General features: G+C 70.2%; 20 protein-coding genes. 12 read left to right on the top strand and 8 right to left on the bottom strand.

Translation table 11 applies throughout. The features are described from left to right. The first annotated feature begins 324 nt into the window (after positions 1–324). The 4 genes from JW792_RS13145 to JW792_RS13130 all read left to right on the top strand — a co-directional run bounded on the left by JW792_RS13145 (position 325) and on the right by JW792_RS13130 (position 2,204). Entirely contained in the window at positions 325–708 is a 384-nt protein-coding gene (locus JW792_RS13145; protein WP_241094974.1) for a glycine zipper domain-containing protein, read from the top strand. Between the two features lie 58 nt (positions 709–766). Continuing rightward, on the top strand, positions 767–1,429 hold the full coding sequence (locus JW792_RS13140; protein WP_135995406.1) for an alpha-ketoglutarate-dependent dioxygenase AlkB family protein: 663 nt from the start codon (positions 767–769) through the stop codon (positions 1,427–1,429). A 46-nt stretch (positions 1,430–1,475) separates the two neighbouring features. Continuing rightward, complete coding sequence (locus JW792_RS13135; RefSeq protein WP_135995407.1) at positions 1,476–1,853, top strand: YMGG-like glycine zipper-containing protein; 378 nt, start codon at positions 1,476–1,478, stop codon at positions 1,851–1,853. 183 nt (positions 1,854–2,036) lie between these two features. Beyond that, a complete protein-coding gene (locus JW792_RS13130; RefSeq protein ID WP_241095124.1) occupies positions 2,037–2,204 on the top strand; it encodes a YqaE/Pmp3 family membrane protein in 168 nt (55 codons plus the stop codon). 3 nt (positions 2,205–2,207) lie between these two features. Here JW792_RS13130 and JW792_RS13125 read toward each other — a convergent pair whose 3' ends face one another. From JW792_RS13125 to hrcA, 3 genes are all read right to left on the bottom strand, one after another. Then, positions 2,208–3,248, bottom strand: coding sequence for a hypothetical protein (locus JW792_RS13125; RefSeq protein WP_135995409.1), 1,041 nt, complete (start codon positions 3,246–3,248; stop codon positions 2,208–2,210). Positions 3,249–3,321: 73 nt separating this feature from the next. Continuing rightward, the gene (grpE, locus tag JW792_RS13120) at positions 3,322–3,966 is read right to left on the bottom strand and encodes a nucleotide exchange factor GrpE (protein WP_135995410.1); all 645 of its coding nucleotides are present in this window, start codon (positions 3,964–3,966) and stop codon (positions 3,322–3,324) included. Between the two features lie 46 nt (positions 3,967–4,012). Then, positions 4,013–5,080 carry a heat-inducible transcriptional repressor HrcA gene (gene hrcA, locus JW792_RS13115; protein ID WP_135995411.1) on the bottom strand — a complete coding sequence of 356 codons (1,068 nt, stop codon included), beginning with the start codon at positions 5,078–5,080 and terminating at the stop codon, positions 4,013–4,015. Between the two features lie 132 nt (positions 5,081–5,212). Here hrcA and rph point away from each other — a divergent pair, with 132 nt between their 5' ends. Then, the gene (rph, locus tag JW792_RS13110; RefSeq protein WP_135995412.1) at positions 5,213–5,929 is read left to right on the top strand and encodes a ribonuclease PH; all 717 of its coding nucleotides are present in this window, start codon (positions 5,213–5,215) and stop codon (positions 5,927–5,929) included. Here rph and JW792_RS13105 read toward each other — a convergent pair. Continuing rightward, positions 5,926–6,153, bottom strand: a complete 228-nt coding sequence (locus JW792_RS13105) for a helix-turn-helix domain-containing protein (protein ID WP_135995413.1) — start codon at positions 6,151–6,153, stop codon at positions 5,926–5,928. The genes rph and JW792_RS13105 overlap by 4 nt on opposite strands. A gap of 13 nt (positions 6,154–6,166) precedes the next feature. Continuing rightward, positions 6,167–6,727: a DUF2975 domain-containing protein gene (locus JW792_RS13100; RefSeq protein WP_135995414.1), complete on the bottom strand. Its 561-nt coding sequence runs from the start codon at positions 6,725–6,727 to the stop codon at positions 6,167–6,169. Between the two features lie 457 nt (positions 6,728–7,184). Here JW792_RS13100 and rdgB point away from each other — a divergent pair, with 457 nt between their 5' ends. After that, entirely contained in the window at positions 7,185–7,793 is a 609-nt protein-coding gene (gene rdgB / locus JW792_RS13095) for an RdgB/HAM1 family non-canonical purine NTP pyrophosphatase (RefSeq protein WP_135995415.1), read from the top strand. Continuing rightward, positions 7,790–8,941 carry a radical SAM family heme chaperone HemW gene (hemW, locus tag JW792_RS13090; protein WP_135995416.1) on the top strand — a complete coding sequence of 384 codons (1,152 nt, stop codon included), beginning with the start codon at positions 7,790–7,792 and terminating at the stop codon, positions 8,939–8,941. Before rdgB ends, hemW begins: the two co-directional genes overlap by 4 nt. On the opposite strand, the gene JW792_RS13085 is transcribed toward hemW, so the two are convergent. After that, positions 8,938–10,428, bottom strand: coding sequence for a penicillin-binding protein activator (locus tag JW792_RS13085; RefSeq protein WP_135995417.1), 1,491 nt, complete (start codon positions 10,426–10,428; stop codon positions 8,938–8,940). The genes hemW and JW792_RS13085 overlap by 4 nt on opposite strands. An 87-nt stretch (positions 10,429–10,515) precedes the next feature. On the opposite strand from JW792_RS13085, the gene JW792_RS13080 reads away from it, so the two are divergent. From JW792_RS13080 to JW792_RS13070, 3 genes are all read left to right on the top strand, one after another. Further along, positions 10,516–10,917: a YraN family protein gene (locus JW792_RS13080; protein ID WP_135995418.1), complete on the top strand. Its 402-nt coding sequence runs from the start codon at positions 10,516–10,518 to the stop codon at positions 10,915–10,917. 84 nt (positions 10,918–11,001) lie between these two features. After that, on the top strand, positions 11,002–11,598 hold the full coding sequence (locus tag JW792_RS13075; protein WP_135995419.1) for a BON domain-containing protein: 597 nt from the start codon (positions 11,002–11,004) through the stop codon (positions 11,596–11,598). A 234-nt stretch (positions 11,599–11,832) separates the two neighbouring features. After that, positions 11,833–13,380 (top strand): YifB family Mg chelatase-like AAA ATPase, encoded by a 1,548-nt coding sequence (locus JW792_RS13070; RefSeq protein WP_135995420.1) that lies wholly within the window; start codon positions 11,833–11,835, stop codon positions 13,378–13,380. On the opposite strand, the gene JW792_RS13065 is transcribed toward JW792_RS13070, so the two are convergent. Continuing rightward, complete coding sequence (locus JW792_RS13065) at positions 13,377–14,747, bottom strand: M28 family metallopeptidase (RefSeq protein WP_135995421.1); 1,371 nt, start codon at positions 14,745–14,747, stop codon at positions 13,377–13,379. The genes JW792_RS13070 and JW792_RS13065 overlap by 4 nt on opposite strands. 118 nt (positions 14,748–14,865) lie before the next feature. On the opposite strand from JW792_RS13065, the gene JW792_RS13060 reads away from it, so the two are divergent. Continuing rightward, positions 14,866–16,743, top strand: a complete 1,878-nt coding sequence (locus tag JW792_RS13060) for an ATP-binding protein (RefSeq protein ID WP_135995422.1) — start codon at positions 14,866–14,868, stop codon at positions 16,741–16,743. A gap of 23 nt (positions 16,744–16,766) precedes the next feature. Further along, the gene (locus tag JW792_RS13055) at positions 16,767–18,113 is read left to right on the top strand and encodes an AmpG family muropeptide MFS transporter (RefSeq protein WP_135995423.1); all 1,347 of its coding nucleotides are present in this window, start codon (positions 16,767–16,769) and stop codon (positions 18,111–18,113) included. Here JW792_RS13055 and JW792_RS13050 read toward each other — a convergent pair. Next, positions 18,110–20,401 (bottom strand): NADP-dependent malic enzyme, encoded by a 2,292-nt coding sequence (locus JW792_RS13050; RefSeq protein WP_135995424.1) that lies wholly within the window; start codon positions 20,399–20,401, stop codon positions 18,110–18,112. The genes JW792_RS13055 and JW792_RS13050 overlap by 4 nt on opposite strands. Positions 20,402–20,534: the final 133 nt, after the last annotated feature.

The raw sequence follows: 20,534 nt of genomic DNA, 5'->3' as shown, positions 1-20,534 counted from the left end.
GACGTGGTGGAGCCCGAAGCGCTCTTACCGGCGTCCGGCGTCCGCCCCCCAGTTCTGTCTGCTCGGTCGTTTCAGCGGGCCGGTGGGCCCGGGAATAATCGGTCAATTCATCACGAAGGCGTGAGCCCTCGCGTTGCCAAGCGATTTAGGAAGGGCGCGCTAGGGGCGCAAGGGCGCGGCGCAAATCTCCCGGATGCAAAGTCGGGTTATTGCAGGTCGCCGCCCGGCCATTTTCCCCAAACCGCCCGATCGGCGCCCCATTCCCGCCATCGCGGCCGGGCAGGATCGCGGCGCTCAGGCTGCCCGCAGAGGGCAGCGCCAGACATGAACGGGGATGCCATCATGCTGAAATATCTGACCCTTGCCGTCAGCGCGGCCGCGCTTGCGGCCTGTGCCAACAATTCCGCCCTGCAGGGCGCGGCGATCGGCGGTGCGGCAGGGGCCGCGGCCGGAGCCATCATCGGCAACAATGTCGGCTCGGGCGATGCGGAGACCGGCGCCCTCATCGGCGGCGCGATCGGCGCGGCCGGCGGCGCCTATGCCGGCTGCCAGAGAGACGGCGGCTGCGGCTGGAGCCGGAACAATCCGAACCAGTCCGAACTCCAGTGGGATCCGGCGGCCCAGCGCTACTACTACACCGACCTTCGCACCGGCGACACCTACTGGCAGAACGGCACGCCGCGCACGCGCTACCGTCCGCGCTACTAGGAGCGCAGGGAGCAAGATCCGGGTTGACCGGGCATCGCCGCGGGCCCATCTCGCGGCGATGCTCCAGTCCGAAACCGGCTTCAGGCTCCTCAAGGGCCATCTCGACCGCGCCGCACAGGCCGCACTCGTCGAGGCCGTGCTCGCCCGCGTCGACCGCTCGCCGCTCTTCACCCCCGCCATGCCGCGCACGGGCCGGAAGATGAGCGTGCGGATGACCAATTTCGGCCCGCTCGGCTGGGTCACGGACAAGGATCGCGGCTATCGCTACCAGGCCGCCCATCCGGTCACCGGCGAAGCCTGGCCGAACCTGCCGCAGGCGCTCTTCGACCTGTGGGAGGCGGTCTCCGGCTGGCCCGACCCGCCCGAGGCCTGCCTCGTCAACTGGTACGGGCCGGGCGCGAGGCTGGGACAGCACATCGATGCCGACGAGGACGCGAAGTTCGCGCCCGTCGTCTCGGTCTCGCTGGGCGACAGCGCGAAGTTCCGCCTCGGCGGCCCGACACCGAAGGGGCCGACGACCTCGCTCACCCTGGACAGCGGCGACGTCGTCGTCCTCGCCGGTCCCGCGCGCCGCTTCCGTCACGGGGTGGACCGCATCTATCCGGGCACCTCGACGCTGTTGCCGCCGGGCTGGCGGCCGGGGCGGATCAACCTGACCCTGCGCCGGGTGACGAAAGGACAGGCGGGCCAGGCCGGAGATCGCGGAACGCAGCCCGCCTGACGGCGTTGTCTTCCTCGAGACCCCACTCAGAAGAGGGAGACGACCCATGCGTATATTGACCCTTCTCGCCGCCGGCTTGACCGCCCTGGCGCTCGCGGCCTGCCAGACCTCTCCGAACACGCAGCGCGGCGCGGTGCGCGGTGCGGCGGCCGGTGCGGCGCTCGGCGGAATCGTCGGCGCGGTCAGCGGCGATGTCGACGTGGCCGAAGGCGCCGCCGTGGGCGCGCTCGCCGGGGCCGCGGCAGGCGCCTACCAAGGCTGCACGCAGGACAATGCCTGCCCCTGGAGCCGCCAGAGCCAGCAGCATTCCGAGCTCATATACGACCAGAGCGCGGACCGGTACTATTACGAGAACTACCGTACGGGGTGCACCTACTGGCGCAATGGCGATCTGCGCTACTGCCCGCCGGGCACGCCGTACTGATCGGCTCCGAACGCCGTCACGGGCAAGGCCGGAGGCACCGCCTCCGGCCTTTTCCATGTGCGCCGGCGATCGAACGGGGAGCGCGCGCGAGGCGTTCACCGGGCAAGCAGCACAGGAACGTTCCCCGATATGGCCCATAGCTCGGAAGACCCCCGCGAACGCCGCCGGCCCGGCCAGGAAGAGGTGAGCGGGCGCGACATCGTGCGCATCGTCGCCGCGATCCTCCTGCCCCCGCTCGGCGTCTTCCTGCAGGTCGGCCTGACCGCCCAGTTCTGGATCAACATCCTCCTGACGCTGCTGGGCTACGTGCCCGGCATCGTGCACGCGGTGTGGATCATCGCGCGGCGGTGAGCCTCAGCGTCCCTCGCCAGGCTCGACCGGATCGAAGCGGAAATAGGAGCCGGTCTGCATCGGTTCGGCGAAATAGGCCGCGCGCCATCCCGGCCTGATGCGCTCCAGCAATGCGCCCTCGCCGGCGCCGATCGCGTAGACCGCGGAGCGTTTCCATGCGCCGAGCCCGTCCTGGCGGAGCGCCTGCAGGGAATTGATCATGGAAAGGCGTTCGTGCTCGGCATGGGCGGCATAGTCGGGGTCGTGGCGGCCGGCCGCCTCGCTGATCGCGCGCTCGGTCCATCGCGACAGGCCTTCGTTCCAGAGCTGGAATTCGAAATAGCGCCAGTCGCGCTCCGGCACCGAGAGGCGTGCCGCCTCGCGGGCGGCCCAGTAGGCGGCAGCGGCTTCCTCGACGCCGTCATCGGGTGCGTCCAGGGCCGCCAGAAGCATCCCCGCCATGGCGTCGAAGGCGGCCTCCACCTGCGGCTCGTCGTAGGGAAAGGGATAGTTGAGCATCCACATTCCGCCCTCGTCCCCGCCGGCGAGGTCGAGAGCGTCGACGGCGGCGTAATATCCGGGCCAGGCCTGCTGATACTGGTGGAAACGCTCGTGCACCACAGTGACCGTCCAGTCGAACGGCTCGGCCTGGAGGAATGCCGGTAGGCCGATCACCACGGTCGGGCGTCCCTCGACCGCGGGAAAGCTGGCCGCGATGCGCTCGGGGAAGGTCAGGTCGCGGACATACGCCTCGCACCCGGACACCGGGTCGGGGCCCAGGGGGGCAAATCCGGACACGGGCCCGTCCGGGCACAGCAGCACGTCATGGCCCGGCGTGGCCACGACGATCTGGCGAGGCGCAGCGGCGAAGCCCGGCCAGACCTCCTCCCCGTGACGTTCGACGACCGAGAACGCCTCGGCCACGAGGGCCCGCACGGCCGGCTCGAGCACATCGTCGAGCGCCGCGGCTCCGATCGGGTCGTCATGAGACCCGCCGGCCCCGGCACGCGATGCCAGGACAAGCCCCGCGCACAGGGCGACGAGGACGAGACGGGCTGCGATCATCTTTCCCTCCCGTGCGGAAGGGGACAGCATGACCCTCCGCCCGGGGTGATCAAATGAAAATTTCGTCAGGATCTCAGGCGCTGACGTCCACGCCGCCGCCATCGCCTTCGCTGCCCTTGTCCTCGCCCCGGCTCTCCGCCGGGCCGGCGCTGACCACGACCATGGCGGCGCGCAGCGTGCGCTCGCCGATGACGTAGCCGGGCTGCATCACGTGGGCGATGCGGCCCTTGGGCTGATCGGCCGGCACCTGGGCGGCGGCCTGGTGGCGGTTGGGATCGAGCGGATCGCCGGGGGCGGGCTCGATCTTCCTGACCCCGTGGCGTTCGAGCGCGGAATGCAGGCGCCGCTCGGTCATCTCCACGCCCTCGATGAGGGTCTTCACCGAGTCCGGCACGCTTTCACGGGCCTCGGCCGGGACGGCATTGACGGCGCGGGTGAGATTGTCTGCGATGTCGAGCATGTCGCGCGCGAAGCCGGTAATGGCGTAGTCGCGCGTGTCCTTGATCTCGCGCTGGGCGCGCTTGCGGGTGTTCTCCGCATCGGCCACGGCGCGAAGAAGGCGGTCGCGCAGATCGTCGAGCTCGGCCTCGAGCTGATCGGCGCTCTTGCCGGTCTCCTTCTCGCCGGCCCGGCCGGAATCGGGATTGTCCCCGGACCGGGCCTCGTCGACGGCGTCGGTCTCGGTCTCGGCTTCGGTCTTGCGGTTCTCGTCGGTCATGGATCGGTCTTCTACAGCATGATGGGGGAGAGGAAAGGGCGCGCGTTCAGCGCGGCCCGTCGAGGATGCGGCCGACGACGCGGGCGGTGTAATCGACCAGCGGGATGACGCGGGCATAGTTCAGCCGCGTCGGGCCGATCACGCCGAGCGCGCCGACGATCTTCTGGTCGCGATCGCGGTAGGGCGCCACGATCACCGAGGAGCCCGACAGGGAGAACAGCGAGTTCTCGCTGCCGATGAACAGGCGCACGCCCTGGCCGTTGCGCGCCTCGTCGAGCAGGGCGAGGAGGTCTTCCTTGCGCTCGATGTCCTCGAACAGGATGCGGATGCGCTCGAGATCCTCGGCAGCCTCGACGTTTTCCAGGAGCTTGGCCTGGCCGCGCACGATGAGCGTGCGGTCGTCGGTCCCGCCCCAGTCGGCGAGGCCGCTTTCGACAAGGCTCGCCGCTGCGGCGTCGAGCTGCGCGCGCTTTTGCGCGATCTCGTCGGCAATCTCCTTCAGCGCCTCGGACAGGGTGCGGCCCCGCAGGCGCGCGGAGAGATAGTTTCCCGCCTCGATCAGCGCGGCCGGAGGCAGCCCGGCCGGCGCGGTCATCAGCCGGTTCTCCACCGCACCGCTCTCGGAAACCAGCACGGCGAGGATCTCGGTGGGCGACAGCGAGACGAACTCCACATGGCGCAGCGCGATCTCCGCCTTGGGCGAGGCGACGAGCCCGGCGCCGCCGGCCAGCCCGGACAGGAGCGAGGAGGCTTGCGAGAGCACGTCCGAGGTGCGCCGGCCCGCGCTCGCGACCCGGTCGTCGATCTCGCGGCGCTCCTCCTCGGACAGCTCGCCGACCTGCAGCAGCCCGTCGACGAACAGCCTGAGGCCGGCATGGGTCGGCAGGCGGCCTGCCGAAGCGTGCGGCGCGGTCAGGAGACCGGCCGCGGCCAGATCGGCCATGGTGTTGCGGATCGAGGCCGGCGAGAGTGCGATGTGCCCCGAGCGCGACAGCGTGCGCGAGCCCACCGGCTCGCCGGTGTCGAGATAGGTCTCGACGATCTCGCGGAAGATATCGCGCGAGCGTTTGTCGAGATCGGCCAGCGAGGATGCGATCGGTGACGCCTTGTCCATGCTCCGACAGTTAGGTGAGGTTCTTCGCGGATGCAATTTGCTCCGCAGGCCGGAACGCTTATCAAGCCGCAAAACTTCCGTTAGGAAAAGTCCGATCGCCTCGCCCCCGCCCCCCTGCACAGGAGTGCCGCCATGCGCCCGAACGAGAGAGCCCTCGATGCCCTGCGCCCCGTCTCATTCGAGATGGGCGCGAGCCCCTATGCGGAAGGCTCCTGCCTGGCCGTGTTCGGCAATACCCGCGTGCTGTGCTCGGCGAGCGTGGAGGAGACCACCCCGCCCTGGCTGCGCGGCCAGGGCCGCGGCTGGGTGACGGCCGAATACGCGATGCTGCCGCGCGCCACGCACCAGCGCACGCGCCGCGAGGTGACCAGCGGCAAGCCTTCGGGCCGCACGCAGGAAATCCAGCGCCTGATCGGACGCTCGCTTCGCGCGGTGACCGATCTCAAGGCACTGGGCGAGCGCCAGATCATCGTCGATTGCGACGTGCTGCAGGCCGATGGCGGAACGCGCACCGCGGCCATCACCGGAGCCTGGCTCGCGCTGAAGCAGGCCGTCGGCTGGCTCGTCGAGGAGGAGGTCATCAAGCTCGATCCGGTGTTCGGCCAGCTGGCCGCCGTCTCGGCGGGTATCGTCGAGGGCGAGGCCCGGCTCGATCTGGAATACGAGGAGGATCGCGTCGCCGAGGCCGACGCCAATTTCGTCTTCACCGCCGATGGCGGGGTGGTCGAGGTGCAGGCGACCGCCGAGGACCGGCCGATCAGCGGGGAACAGTTCCAGGCCCTGTTCAGTCTCGCGCGCGACGGCGTGGCTGAGCTGTGCGCGAAGCAGACCCGGGCGCTGGGGAGCTAGTCGCCCTCGTCATCCTCCTCGCCCTCCTCGTAGTGCAGGAGATCGCCCGGCTGGCAGTCGAGTTCCTTGCACAGGGCGGCGAGGGTGGAAAAGCGCACGGCCTTGGCCTTGCCGGTCTTCAGGATCGACAGGTTGGCCATGGTGATGCCGACACGGTCGCACAGCTCGGTGAGGCTCATGCGGCGCTCCAGGAGCATGCGGTCGAGGGTGACGCGGATCGGCATGTTCTCGCGCCCCCTAGATCGTCAGCTTCTGTTCTTCGCGCAGGCGGGCGCCTTCGCGGAACACTTCGGCGAGCACGAACAGGGCGAGCACGGCGAACCAGGCGCCGAGATTGACGCTGAACTCGGGGGCGAGACTGACCGAACTCTCCACCGGCCGGCCGAACAGGGTCAGCATCAGGCCGAGCACGCCGTGTGCGGCATAGGAGATGAGCTGGTAGACCAGGATCGCGAAGGCGATCGCGCGCAGATGGCCGGCATTTTCCGGTACGAAGGGGTCGCCCTCGACCAGGGTTTCGGAGACGCGGCGCAGCCGGTGCACGATGAAGGTCAGAGCAATCAGCCCGACGATCGCGAAGGGCAGGGCCACGACCACGCTCATCTGCAGCAGTTCGCGCAGTTCGCCAGGCAGGCCCGGCCCGATGCCGGTGAGCCCGTAGATGCCGGCGAAGAAGATCAGGAGGGTTACGAGGCTCGACAGGCCGAGCGCGGCCCAGAGCAGATAGTACAGGATATCGAGCAGGCGTTTCAGGATCGAGGCGAGCGATCCGGGACCAAGCGTCTTGAGAACTGGCATACTCCCCCCGTCATTCGCCTCGCGCCGGACGGCCCGTCCGGTCAGGGTTTTCGCGGCGCTCGCGGCAGCCGCATCAGGCCGGCGTCTTCTGACCTATCCCCAAGGGGAGCAAAGGACAAGTCGAAGACGCCGGACTGGCTTCGCGACCGCTCACGCGACCATCGAGGAAAGGGCTGCGGCGACGCCGGCAACCACACCCGCGACGAGCACGATGTTGACGACCATGGCCGCCGCGCTGGTATTGAAGGACCTGACCATTTTCATATCTCCACGTTCATGTGTTTCGACCAACCGTTTGGCGCTGTCCGGTCTGTCGCCGGGGTGGTGCGCCAGAGCGGGGTGTTCGCCCCGTCTCGAGAGGATATGTAGCAGCGCGCTTATCGGAACGCAACAAAAAATTATCGAAAAACAATATGAAATTTCGGAAAGGTGCTATGCGAAAATGAAGGGACAGGCCATGAGCAATGTCTTCGCGGACGCTGACCGCTGGGTGATCGCGAGCCACAATGCGGGCAAGATCAGGGAGATAGCCGAGCTCGTCGCGCCCTTCGCCATCCGCGTCACCGGGGCGGGGGAAGCCGGCCTGCCCGAACCCGAGGAGACCGAGGACACGTTCGAGGGCAATGCGCTGCTGAAGGCGCGCGCCGCGGCGGCCGCCTCGGGAGCGGTCGCGCTCGCCGACGATTCCGGGCTCGCCGTGGAGGCGCTCGGCGGCGCGCCGGGGATCCACTCCGCCCGCTGGGCCGGGGAGGAGCGCGATTTCGCCAGGGCGATGGAGAAGGTCGAGAACGCCCTGCGGGCCGAAGGCAACACCAACCGGCGCGCGCGATTCGTCTGCGCCCTCGCCCTCGTTCATCCCGACGGCAAGGAGGCGGTGTTCACCGGAACGGTCGAGGGCACGCTCGTCTGGCCGCCCCGCGGCGAGCAGGGCTTCGGGTACGATCCGATCTTCGTGCCCGACGGCCACACGCAGACCTTCGCCGAGATGGACCCGGAGAAGAAGCGCGCCATCAGCCACCGCGCGGATGCGTTCGCCAGGCTGGTCGCCGCGGTGTTCGCAGCGTGAGCGCACCCTCCGCCCCGCTCGGCCTCTATGTCCACTGGCCCTATTGCGCGCGCATCTGCCCCTATTGCGATTTCAACGTCTATCGCGCGAAGGGCCGCGACACCGCGCCGCTCCTCGAAGCCATGCTCGCCGATCTCGCCCGCTGGCGCGAGATCACCGGGCCGCGCGACCTGGTCAGTGTGCATTTCGGCGGCGGCACGCCCTCGCTGATGGAGCCTGCACAGATCGAAGCGGTGCTGGAGACCGCCGGCCGGCTGTTCGGCCTCGCGCCCGGCGCCGAGATCGGGCTGGAGGCCAATCCGGCCGAGAAGGCGCGCTTCGCCGGCATCCGCGCGGCCGGGGTGGAGCGGCTCTCGCTCGGGGTGCAGGCGCTCGACGATGAAAGCCTGGCCCGGCTCGGGCGCGATCACGGCACAGCCGGCGCGCTAGAGGCGATGGCGGCCGCGCAGGCGCTCTTCCCGCGCGTGTCGATCGATCTGATCTATGCCCGCGAGGGCCAGAGCGTCGAAGCCTGGGAAGCCGAGCTCACTCGCGCGCTCGGCTTCGGGCTCGACCATCTCTCGCTCTACCAGCTCACCATCGAGCCGGGCACGGCCTTCGCGAAGCGGGCCGAGCGCGGCGCGCTCCTGGCCCCGCCGGAGGAGACGGCGGCCGCCATGTTCGAGGTGACGCAGACGCTCACGCAGGCCGCGGGGCTGGATCCCTACGAGATCTCCAATCATGCGCGCGGGCGGGCGCATCAGTCGCGCCACAACCGGCTCTACTGGACCGGGGCGGACTGGATCGGCATCGGACCGGGCGCGCATTCGCGCATCGGCGCGCCGCGCACCGGCGGACGCCTGGGAGCGAGCGCGCTCGACCGGCCCGAACGCTATGTCGAAGGCGCCGCCAAAGGCACGGCCCAGGCGATGGAAACGATCAGCGCGCTCGAGGACGCGCAGGAGCGCGTGCTGATGGGCCTGCGCCTCGCCGAAGGGTTCGACCGGGCGGCGCTGCGCGCGGCGACCGGCCACGATGTTGACGAAGCCGAGGCGCAGCGCTTCGCCCGCCAGGGGCTTCTGGTGCTGGAAGGCGAGCGCGCCCGGCTGACGCGGGCCGGCCGGCTCTATGCCGACGGCCTCGCCGTGGCGCTCGCGCCGGGCGGCTAGAACGTCCCGGCCGGCTCCAGGGCCGCGGCCTCCGCCTCCCGTTCCATCTCCTGCAGGCGCTGCTCATCCTCGGTGGGGAAACGGGCCGGGGCCGGCTCGAGCACGTGGAAGGCATTGTTGCGGATGGCGTAGACGGCAAGCCCGCGCTCGATCGTGCCGTCGGCGCGGAAGCGGAACAGGCCGTCGACGCCGAGGAAGCCGCTCGGATCCTCGATCGCGGCGCGGGTGAACTCTCCCTCGGCCGCCATCAGCGCGGCGAGCGAGCCGGCATCGTAGCCGAGCCCGGCCAGGCGCGAGGGCCTGGTATCGAACACCGCCTCGTAGGCGGTCTCGAAGCGGGCGCGCGCTTCCGGGTCCGGTCCGGCGAACCAGCCGTTCGCGAGCGCCGGCTCGCGCACCGTCGCCTCGTCGCGCCAGAGCCCGGTGCCGACGAACTTGATCAGCAGCGGGTCGATGTCCTGGTAGATCAGAACGGGCGCGAGTGTTCTCAGCCGGTCCCCGCCCTCGGGCAGGATGACGACCTGGAAGGGCGGCACGTCGCTCGGCTGCCAGTTGCGCCCGCTCATGCGCGCGGCATCTTCGGGATCGAGCGGCTCCACGCCGAGCCGGGCAAGGCGCGCCGCGGCCTCGTTCATCGCCTGGACGCCGCCGGAGTAGAACTCCTGCGCGACGAGGCCGTTCTCGCGCACCACGGTGATCTCGACCGGTTCGGGCGGCTCGGCGTCCGCCGCGCCATCCTCCGGCAGGTCCGGCTCCTCTACGAGCGTGATCATTTCCTGCCCGGGCAGGTGGGCGGTATGAGCCTCGACCTGCTCGCGATAGGCCTCGGCGACCGTGTAGCCGTATTCGCTCGCCGGGCCGATGAAGGCGTAGCGCGTGGCGCCGCGCTCGGCTGTGAAGTCGACGATGCGGCGCACCTCCTCGCCCGGCGGGAAGCTCAGCAGATAGACCCCCTCCCCGGCGACCGAGGCGTTGGTGGAGAACGCGATCACGGGCACGCCGCGATTCTCGACCACCTGGGCGACCTCACTCACCGAGCCGGCAAGCAGCGGGCCGAGAATGAGGTCGGCCCCGTCGGCGAGCGCGGCCTCGGCCGCGGCGCGCGCACCCTGCGGCGTGCCGCCGGTATCCTTGGGCAGGAGCAGGAGATTGTCGCCGCCGCGCTCGAACAGGGCGAGCTCGCTCGCGCGCAATATGTTGGAGGCCTCCGTGCGAACGGCGCTGTTGTCCGAGGAGAAGGGCAGCAGCAGCGCGACGCGTGCGATGCGGCCTTCGCCGCGCATGTGCGCCGGGGTGAAGGCGCGGTCGGCAAGGTCGACCGGCAAGGTGGCCGGCGGCGGCGCCTCGCCCACCACGGGCGGCGGCGCGGAGGGCTGCGAGGGACCGGCGGGCACCGTCTCGCACGCGGCGACGGCCAGCAGCGCGATGAGGGCGGCGGCGATCCGGCTTGGCGCCAGCGCCGGCGTGCGCGAAACTCTTTCCATCATGACGGTCCTTCGATCCCCGCTCCCCGGCCCCTTTGGCCCGAAAGCTAGCCTCGCCGGACCCGGCTCGCAACCGCGCGGGACGGCACGATGACCCGCGGACCGGGCACGGCGAAGCGTCGGGCCTCCGCGCGGCGCGGCCGGCGCGCCGAGACGCTCGTCGCCGTGTGGCTCTCCCTGCAGGGCTGGCACGTCCTCGACCGGCGCGCGCGCACCGGGGCGGGCGAGATCGATCTGGTGGCCCGGCGCGGACGCGTGCTCGCCTTCATCGAGGTGAAGACGCGCAGGACCACCGAGGAGGCCCGCCTCGCCCTGAGCCCGCGCCAGCGCGGCCGGCTGTTGCGCGCGGCCGGGCTGTGGCGAGCCCGCCACCGGCACTATGACGCGCTGCAGCCGCGTTTCGATCTCGTCCTCGCCGTGCCCTGGCGCCTGCCGGTCCATCTGCCCGGCGCGTTCGAGGCGGAAGGGCGCGATGCGCTGACCCTTCTATAGTTGACGAATCTTAACCCCTGCCGCCGTAAACCCGCCGCAAGGCGCGGTCAGGATCGCGCCCTCGCGACAATTCCGGAGCCCGCCATGGTCCGCCTTGCCCTCCTCGCCCTCTGCGCCCTGTCCGTCTCGGCCTGCACCAGCCTGCAGCCGGGACGCTCGCTGGGACGCGGCATCGACGACTTCAACGCCTCCATGCAGATTAAGTCCGCCATGCTGCGCTCGGAGGGGTATGCGCTCGAAGGCGTGGACGTGGAGGTGACCGAAGGCATCGCCCTGCTTTCGGGCACCGCGCCGCGCCTGGAAGACAAGCTGCACGCCGAATGCCTGACCTGGTCGGCGCCCGCCGTGCGCTCGGTCGTCAACGAGATCGAGATCGCGCGCGCCCGCGGTCCTGCAGACACCGCGCGCGACGCGGTCGTCACCCAGCAGGTGCGTGGCCGGCTGCTCGCCGACCGCGAGGTGCGCAGCGTCAACTTCAACATCGAGACCCGCGACGGGGTGGTCTACCTGCTCGGCTTCGCGCGCAGCGCCGGCGAGCGCGAGCGGGCCACGCGCCATGCTTCGCTGGTGGAGGGGGTGGAACGCGTCGTGGTCCTCGTGCGCGTGCCCGGAGAGGACGCCGTGCTGGAGCCGCGCGGCGAGCGCCGCGCCGAGCTGTGCGACGTACCTGCGGCCGGATAGCGACCCGGGCCTTTTCTCCGCGCCCCCGCGGATCATGCCCGCTGAGGGTGCAGATCCCGGGCCGTTATCAACAGCTTGCCGGAATATTTCGCCTGTGGCTTGACTCTTTCGCCCCAATCGTTCTTACAATGTTCCCTGTTTGATCGATCTTGTTTCCGCGTGCTGTGGATAAGATCGTGGCGGACGGATAAAGGCGGATATTCGCTCACTGAACGAATTCTCCGGGAGGCGGGTATGGGCGGGCGCACGGCATCGGCGAGCTTCGAGGGCGCGGAGGCGCGCTGGACCGATGTCCAGGTGCAGATCGCCGGGGGGCAGCCCGCCTTCAACATCGTCGGCCTCGCAGACAAGGCCGTCGCCGAGAGCCGCGAGCGCGTGCGCGCCGCCTTCGCCGCCATCGGCCTCGCCCTGCCCAGCCAGCGCCTGATCGTCAATCTCGCCCCCGCCGACCGTCCGAAGGAGGGGGCCCACTACGACCTGCCCGTCGCCATCGGGCTGATGATCGCGCTCGGCGTGCTGCCGCCCGAGGCCGGCGAGGAACACCTCGCCATGGGCGAGCTTGGCCTCGACGGCTCGATCGCGCCGAGTCCGGGCGCCCTGCCCGCCGCCATGCTGGCGAGCGAGCACGATGTCGGCTTCATCTGCGCCGAGGCCAGCGGGCCGGAAGCGGCCTGGGCCGGAGGGCAGCTGCCCATCCTCGCGCCGCGCTCTCTGATCCAGCTGGTCAATCACTTCCGCGGCGGGCAGGCGCTGTCTCGCCCTGCGCCGGGCGAACTCGTCGACGGGCCCGGCGTGAAGGATCTCAAGGATGTGCGCAGCCAGGAGACGGCCAAGCGCGCGCTCGAGGTCGCCATGGCCGGCGGGCACAATCTCCTGATGGTCGGTCCGCCGGGCTCGGGCAAGTCCATGCTCGCCTCGCGCGCGCCCGGCCTACTGCCGCCGCTGACCGCCGGCGAACTGCTCGAGGTGTCGATGATCCAGTCGGTCGCGGGGCTTCTGGAGCGCGGCCAGCTCAGCCGCACCCGGCCGCTGCGCGCCCCCCACCACTCCGCCTCGATGGCGGCGATGGTCGGCGGGGGCACGCGAATCAAGCCGGGCGAGGCCTCGCTCGCCCATCACGGCGTCCTCTTCCTGGACGAGCTGCCCGAATTCCACCCGCAGGTGCTCGATTCCCTGCGCCAGCCTCTGGAGACCGGCGAGATCGCGGTGGTGCGCGCCAACGCCCGCGTCGTCTATCCCGCGCGCTTCCAGCTCATCGCGGCGATGAATCCCTGCCGCTGCGGCTGGGCAGGCGAGAACGGGGAGGCGTGCGCCCGCGGCCCGAAATGCGCGCAGGGTTACCAGGCGCGCGTCTCCGGACCGATGATGGACCGGATCGACCTGCAGATCGACGTGCCGCCCGTCACCCCGGCCGACCTCGCCCTGCCTCCGGCCGCGGAAGGCACAAGCGAGGTCGCCGCCCGCGTGGCGCGCGCCCGCGAGGTGCAGATGGCGCGCGGCGGGCTCAATGCCCGCCTGTCCGGCGACACGCTCGACCGCATCTGCGCCCCCGAGGCGCCGGGCAAGGCGCTGCTCGCCCAGGCTGCCGAGGCGATGGGCCTGACCGCGCGGGGCTATCACCGCATCCTCAGGACCGCACGCACCATTGCCGATCTCGACGGCGCGGACGGGATACGCCGGATTCACATCGCCGAGGCGCTGAGCGCGAGACGCGTGCGCACCACGGGCCAGACCGTCTCCCGGCCCGGCCTGCGCGCCGGCGCGAACGCCCCCGGGGTTTAATATCCGCCGAAATCGCCCGCCGGTCCGGGGAAGACGATCGGCGTCGGCGAGCCGTCCCCGGCCACCGCCGAGACGCCGAAGAAGTAATTGTCGATGACGAGGTTCTCGAGCGTGACGCGATCCGTCATCCCGACCCAGCGGCTGTGGGTCCATTGCGGTGCGTCGGTCAGCCGCCAGTGCACCCGGTAGCCGGCGAGGTTCCCGGCCGCCTCGCCCTGCGGCACCGACCAGCTCAGCGTCGTGTCCGGGCTCACTGCGCCCTCGATCGTCACCTCGGCCGGAATCGGCGGGGCCCCGGCCAGAAGGGCCAGCGTCGCCGCGTTCAGGCCGGTCGCCTTCGCGGCATAGTCGAAATCGACGAATTCGACCGTGTCGCCGAAATGGCGCCCGTCCTCGATGCGCACGTCCTGGTGCTGGCGGTCATAGTGCTCGTGGGTCTCCATCAGGCGTACACCGGGCATGCCAGCCTCGTTGAACGGGCGATGATGGCCGCCGCGGCCGAAGCGGTCGAGCCGGTACACCATCATGACGTCGAGATTGCGCACATACTGGTCCGCGACCCGATCGATATACCGGGCAAGGTTGCGCGAGGGGGAGTCCACCTCCCCGCCGGTGAAGCGGCGGATGCGCGCCTCCTCAGGCGTCTCGTCGGCCCGCGTGCCCTCGGAGAAGACCCGGATCGAGCTGTTGTCGATCACGCCGTCGATCCCGGCGATGTTTCCGATCATGTCGTTGTTGAGCACCGCCTTGACGCGCCACCCCCGCTCCAGCGCATGGCGTGCGAGAATCTCCCCGCCATACAGGCCCTGCTCCTCGCCGGCCAGCGCGGCGTAGACGATGGTCCCGGCGAACTCGTGCTGCGAGAGCACGCGCGCGGCCTCCAGCGCGCCGGCGACGCCCGAGGCATTGTCGTTGGCGCCGGGCGCATCGACCCCGGCATCCATGACGTCGCTGGCGCGGCTGTCGATATCCCCGCTCATCATCACCACGCGGTCCGGGTCGAGCGTGCCACGCTGGATCGCGATCACCGAGACCACCTCGACCGGATCGGGAATGCGGCGCTCGCCGGAGATCGTCTCGGAGACATAGACCACCTCAAGGCAGCCGCCGCACGCGGCCGAGATGCGCTCGAACTCCTCATGGATCCAGCGCCGCGCCGCGCCGATCCCGCGTGTCTCGGACTCCGTCTGCGACGCGGTGTGGCGCGTCCCGAACCCTGCGAGCGTGCGGATGTCGGCCTCGATGCGCGCCGACGAGACCGCATCGACGATATCGTAGATCCTCATCACCTCGCCCGGCGGCGGCGCCTCCTGGGCAAGCGCAGGTGCGGCGGCGGCAAGCGTGAGGGCGAGCGCGGTGCGGATCATGGCCTTCTCCCGTTCTTCGTTGCCCCGCATCATCTCGGCGAGGGCGGCAAGGTCAAGCACGGCAGCTGCGGGGCGGTTTTCAGGCTTTCCTTAACGCGGCGCGCGCTATCAGGAGAGCATGCGTGACGAGTCTCATCCCGGGCAATCATCGGCCAGCGCCGAAGCCGGCCTTCGCGCCGTGTTCGACGCGATGGATGCGCTGGTCATGGTGCGCGACGCCTCCGGGCGGGTGAGCGACGTCAATGCCGGCTTCCTGAAGGCGTTCGGCGGAGAGCCGCAGGACTGGATCGGGCGCTGGTTCGACGTCGCGCCCGAGTTCGGCGAGGACGGGGCGGGCCGGCGCTACGATGTCGCGATGTCGACGCGCTCGGGCGCGGCCTTCATCGAGTGGGCCGAGACCCCGCTGCCAGGCGGCGGCTCGGTCTCGGTGGGGCGCGACGTCACCGAGGAGCGCCGCTCGCGCGCCGCGCTGTCGGAAGCAGCGAGCGGCAAGTCGGTCTTCTTCGCGGCGGTCACCCATGAGCTGCGCACGCCGCTGTCGGGCACGCTCGGCTCGGCGCGGCTCCTGAAGCAGACCCCGCTCGCTCCCGACCAGGCGGCCTATCTCGACGCCATCATGTCGAGCGGGGAACACGCCCTCTCCCTGATCGACGACATTCTCGACCTCTCCCGCCTCGAGGCCGGCAAGCTGGAGCTGCGCCGCGAACCGACCGACCTGCGTGCGGTCGTGGAGGAGGTCGGCGAACTCCTGGCCACGCGCGCGGCGGAGAAGCGGCTTTCGCTTGCCCATGCCGTGGATGCCGACCTCCCGCCCCTCATCACAGCCGACCCGGCCCGGCTGAAGCAGGTTCTGTTCAACCTCGCCGGAAATGCCGTGAAATTCACCGAGACCGGAGGTGTGCTGATCCGCGCCGAGCGCGTCGGCGATCACGTGCGCCTCTCTGTCAAGGACACCGGGCCCGGCATCTCGCGCGCCGATCGCGCGAGCCTGTTCCAGCGTTTCGAGCGCGGCGCGGCGGAGCAGAGCGCCGCCCCCGGCGCGGGCTTGGGCCTCGCCATGGTCAAGCGGCTCGCCGAGGCGATGGGCGGGGAGGTCGGCCTCACCTCCACACCGGGCGAAGGCGCGCTGTTCTGGTTCGCCTTCCCGCTTGAGGGGGAGGATGCCGGCGAACCCGCCGGCCGGCCGCTCGCCGGATGCCGGCTCGTCGTGGCGAGCCCCTGCCCCATCCAGCGCGAGGGCGTGCGGCTCCAGGCCGAGGCCCTCGGCGCGTCGGTGAAATGCGCGCGCGAGGTCGGCGAGATCGCCGGCGTCATCGCCGCCGCGGGGGGCGATGTCGTCGTCGTGCTCGACGAGGTCTGGGCCGATCGCGCGGGCGGGCTGGTCAATCCGGAGGGCGCGTTGCACGTCCTCGCCCTCGCCCAGCCGCGAACCAAGGACCTGTTCAGCCAGGCCCGCCGCCCGCCCGGAATCGACGGCTGGCTCGTCGCGCCGGTACGCGCCCGCTCGCTCGCCGAGCACGCGACCCGGCGCGGCCCGCAACCCGCGCCGCCCGAGACCCAGGCCGGGCCCGAAGCCGCGCCTGCGCCGGCGCAGGCCGGCCCGCTCGACGGGTTGAACCTCCTGCTGGCCGAAGACGATCCGGTCAACGGCCTCATCGGCGAGCGCGTACTCGCCCGGCTCGGCGCCAGGGTGACCCGGGTCGGGGACGGCCAGGCGGCTGTCGACGCCGTGCGGGCGGGCGCGTTCGACGCCGTCCTGCTCGACCTGCGCATGCCCAGGCTCGACGGGCGCGGCGCGGCGCGCGCGATCCGCGCCCTGCCGGGCGGCGAAACCCTCGCCCTCATCGCGCTTACCGCCAACGCCACCGAGGCCGACCGCGCCGCCTGTCTTGCAGCCGGTATGGACGACTTCCTGTCCAAGCCCCTCGACCCGGAAAAGCTCGCTGGCGCGCTCGCCCGCTTGTGCAAAGGCGAGAAGCGCGCAAGGGTCGGGTAAGACCGGTCTGAAGGACGAACCGCATGGCTGAAACCACGCTCGAGGAACGCCAGCGCGGCTGGCTTGCGGCGCTGCGCGTCTATCTCAAGCCGCTGATGCTGGCGATGCTGATCCTGGGCTTTGCGTCCGGCCTGCCGCTGATGATGGTGTTCTCCAAGCTGTCCTACTGGCTGCGCGATGCCGGCATCGACCGCACCACGATCGGCTTCATGTACTGGATCACGCTCGCCTACACGATCAAGTTCCTGTGGGCCCCGGCGGTCGACCGGCTGAAGCTTCCCGTGCTGACCGCCCGGTTCGGCCAGCGCAGGTCCTGGATGATGACCGCGATCGCCGGCACGGTGATCGGGCTCCTGGTCATCGCCGGCTCCGATCCGGCCACCAACCTTCTCGGCACGCTGGCCGGCGCCTTCCTGCTCGCCTATTCCGGCGCCACGCTCGATGTCGCGATCGATGCCTGGCGCATCGAATCCGCGCCGCGCGAGGAACAGGCCAACATGGCCGCCGCCTACGTGCTCGGCTACCGGTTCGCGATCATGGCCTCGGGCTTCGGCCTCGTACTGTCGGACTATATCGGCTGGCACCTCTCCTTCGCGGTGATGGGCGCTGCGATGGCGGTCTGCGGCGCGCTCGTCCTCCTCATGCGCGAGCCCGAGCACGCGGTGAAGAAGCGCATCAGCCAGGCGACGAGCCTCGCCGGGCGGATCGGGGAAGCGATCGTCGAGCCCTTCAGGCAGTTCGTCGTGCGCCTCGGGCCCTGGCTGGTGCCGGTCTTCCTGCTGGTCGCCTTCTACCGGCTCTCCGACTTCACAATGGGCGTGATGGCCAGCCCGCTCTATTCCGACATCGGCTTCGAGCGCTCGATCGTCGGGGGCATCCAGGCCGGTCCGGGCGTGATCGCGACCATAGCGGGCGGGTTTCTCGGCGGGCTCATCGCCTTCCGCTTCGGCGTGCTGCAGGCGATGATCGCGGGCGCGGTGATCACCTTCCTGTCCAACGGCGCCTTCGCCCTGCTCGCCTCGCAGGCCACGGCGCAGGACAATCTCCAGCTCCTGGTGGTGATCAGCGCGGACAATGTCGCGGCCGGCTTCGTGGGCACGGTCTTCATCGCCTACCTCTCCTCGCTCACCGACCCGGTAAATGCGGCGACGCAGTACGCGCTGCTGTCCTCGCTCTACGCCTTCATCAACAAGTTCATCGCCGGCTGGTCCGGGCTGATGGCCGATGCGGTCGGCTACACGGCGTTCTTCCTCATCACGGCGAGCTACGCGATCCCGGCCGCCATCCTCGTGGCGATCATCCTGGTGTTCGGCTCGCCTGCGGCGAAGGGCACGGCGAGGCAACAGCAGCCCCAGGCGGCAAGGACCTAGGCTTTCTCGCCGTTTGCTTCCGCCTCCGCCGACAGATCGTGGGCGGCCAGCGCGGCCAGCGTCATGATGTCGGAGACGCCCGCGCCGAGCCGGGCGATCTGCACCGGGCGCGAGAGCCCCAGCAGCATCGGGCCGAGCACGGTCGCCCCGCCGGCCGCGCGCATCAGCTTGGTGGAAATCGAGGCGGCGTGGATCGCCGGCATGATCAGCACGTTGGCAGGCCCGGACAGGCGCGAGAAGGGATAGATGCGCCGGTGGTCGGGATCGAGCGCGACGTCGGCGTTCATCTCGCCCTCGTACTCGAAATCGGGCTGGCGGGCGTCGAGCAGGCGCACGGCCTCCTGGATCTTCTCCGCCCGGTCGCCGGCCGGATTGCCGAAGGTGGAATAGGACAGCAGCGCCACGCGCGGCTCCACCCCGAAGCGGCGCGCCGCCGCGGCGGCCTGGCAGGCCATGTCGGCGAGCGCCTCTGCGGGCGGGAACTCGGTGACGTTCGTGTCGGCGATGAACAGGGTGCGGCCCCGGCTCAGCACCAGGCTCATCCCCATCACCCGCTCGCCCGGCGCGGGATCGAGCGCCAGCTGCACGTCGCCGAGCGCCTGCGCATAGTTGCGCGTCACGCCGGTGACCATGCCGTGCGCCTGGCCGCGCGCGACCATGCAGGCGGCGAACACGTTGCGGTCGTTGTTCACCAGGCGCTGCACGTCGCGCTTCAGATAGCCCTGGCGCTGCAGCCGCGCGTGCAGCCAGTCGCCATAGTCCGCATTGCGGTCGGACAGGCGCGCATTGACGATGCGGATCGCGTCCTCCGGCACGCCCACGAGGCGCATGTTCGCCCGCGTCGTCTCCTCGCGCCCGATCAGGATCGCCTCGCCCAGCTCCTGGTTCTGGAAGGCGAAGGCGGCGCGGATGACGCTCGGCTCCTCGCCTTCGGCGAACACGATGGTCTTCCTCGGTCCCGAGCGGACCTGATCCTGGATCGACTGCAGGATCGCCGCGGTCGGATCGAGCCGGCGCGCCAGCGCGGCCTTGTAGGCGGCCATGTCGGCAATCGGCTTCCTCGCCACGCCCGAATCCATCGCCGCCTGCGCGACGAAGGGCGGGACATGGCTGATCAGGCGCGGATCGAACGGGGCGGGGATGATGTAGTCGCGCCCGAAGGTCGGCCGCGCGCCGTGATAGGCGGCGGCGACCTCGTCGGGCACGTCCTCGCGCGCGAGCGCCGCGAGCGCGTTGGCCGCGGCGATCTTCATCTCCTCGTTGATGGTGCGCGCGCGCACGTCGAGCGCTCCCCGGAAGATGTAGGGAAAGCCCAGCACGTTGTTGACCTGGTTGGGATAATCCGACCGGCCGGTGGCCATGATCGCGTCGGAGCGCGCCTCGCGCACCTCTTCCGGCGTGATCTCCGGATCGGGATTGGCCATCGCGAAGATGATCGGATCGGCAGCCATGGACTTCACCATCGCCTTGTCGACCGCGCCCTTCACCGAAAGCCCGATGAAGCAGTCTGCCCCGTCGAGTGCCTCGGCGAGCGTGCGCGCCTTGGTGTCGGCGGCGTGGGCCGACTTCCACTGGTTCATGCCTTGCGTGCGGCCCTTGTAGATCACGCCCTTGGAGTCGCACAGGATCGCGTTGTCGTGCTTGACGCCCATCGCCTTGATGAGTTCGAGCACGGCGATCCCGGCCGCCCCGGCCCCGTTCACCACGACGGTTAGATCGGCGATGTCGCGCCCGGTCAGCTCGCAGGCATTGATGATGCCGGCTGCGCTGATGATCGCCGTGCCGTGCTGGTCGTCGTGGAAGACGGGAATGTCGAGAAGCTCGCGCAGGCGCTGCTCGATGATGAAGCAGTCCGGGCCCTTGATGTCTTCCAGATTGATCCCGCCGAACGTGCGCCCGAAGCGGCGAACGCATTCCACGAAGGCATCGGGATCGTCCTCCTCCACCTCGATGTCGATGGCGTCGACATCGGCGAAGCGCTTGAACAGCACCGCCTTGCCTTCCATCACCGGCTTGGAGGCCTGGGCGCCGAGATCGCCGAGCCCGAGAATGGCCGTGCCGTTGGAGATCACGGCGACGAAATTGCCCTTGCTCGTGTAGTCGTAGACGCTGTCGGGGTTCTCCGCGATGGCGCGCACCGGCGCGGCGACGCCCGGCGAATAGGCGAGCGAGAGATCGCGCTGGGTCGCCATCGGCTTGGTCGCACGAAGCGCGATCTTGCCCGGCGTGGGATAACGGTGGAAGGCGAGGGCCTCGTCGTCGTCGATCCTCGATTTGCGCTCGCTCATGGACCTCTCTCGTGCGTCTTGCCGGCGGTGTCGCGCAGCCTAACCGCTTCGCGCGCGCTGGCAACGCGGACGGACTGCTGATGCGCGCGCCTCATCCACAGCTCTCGGCACAAACGGCCCGCCCGCGCTCTTG

Source organism: Marinicauda algicola (assembly GCF_017161425.1).
Taxonomy (GTDB): domain Bacteria; phylum Pseudomonadota; class Alphaproteobacteria; order Caulobacterales; family Maricaulaceae; genus Marinicauda; species Marinicauda algicola.
This window is presented reverse-complemented; position numbering and strand designations above follow the sequence as displayed.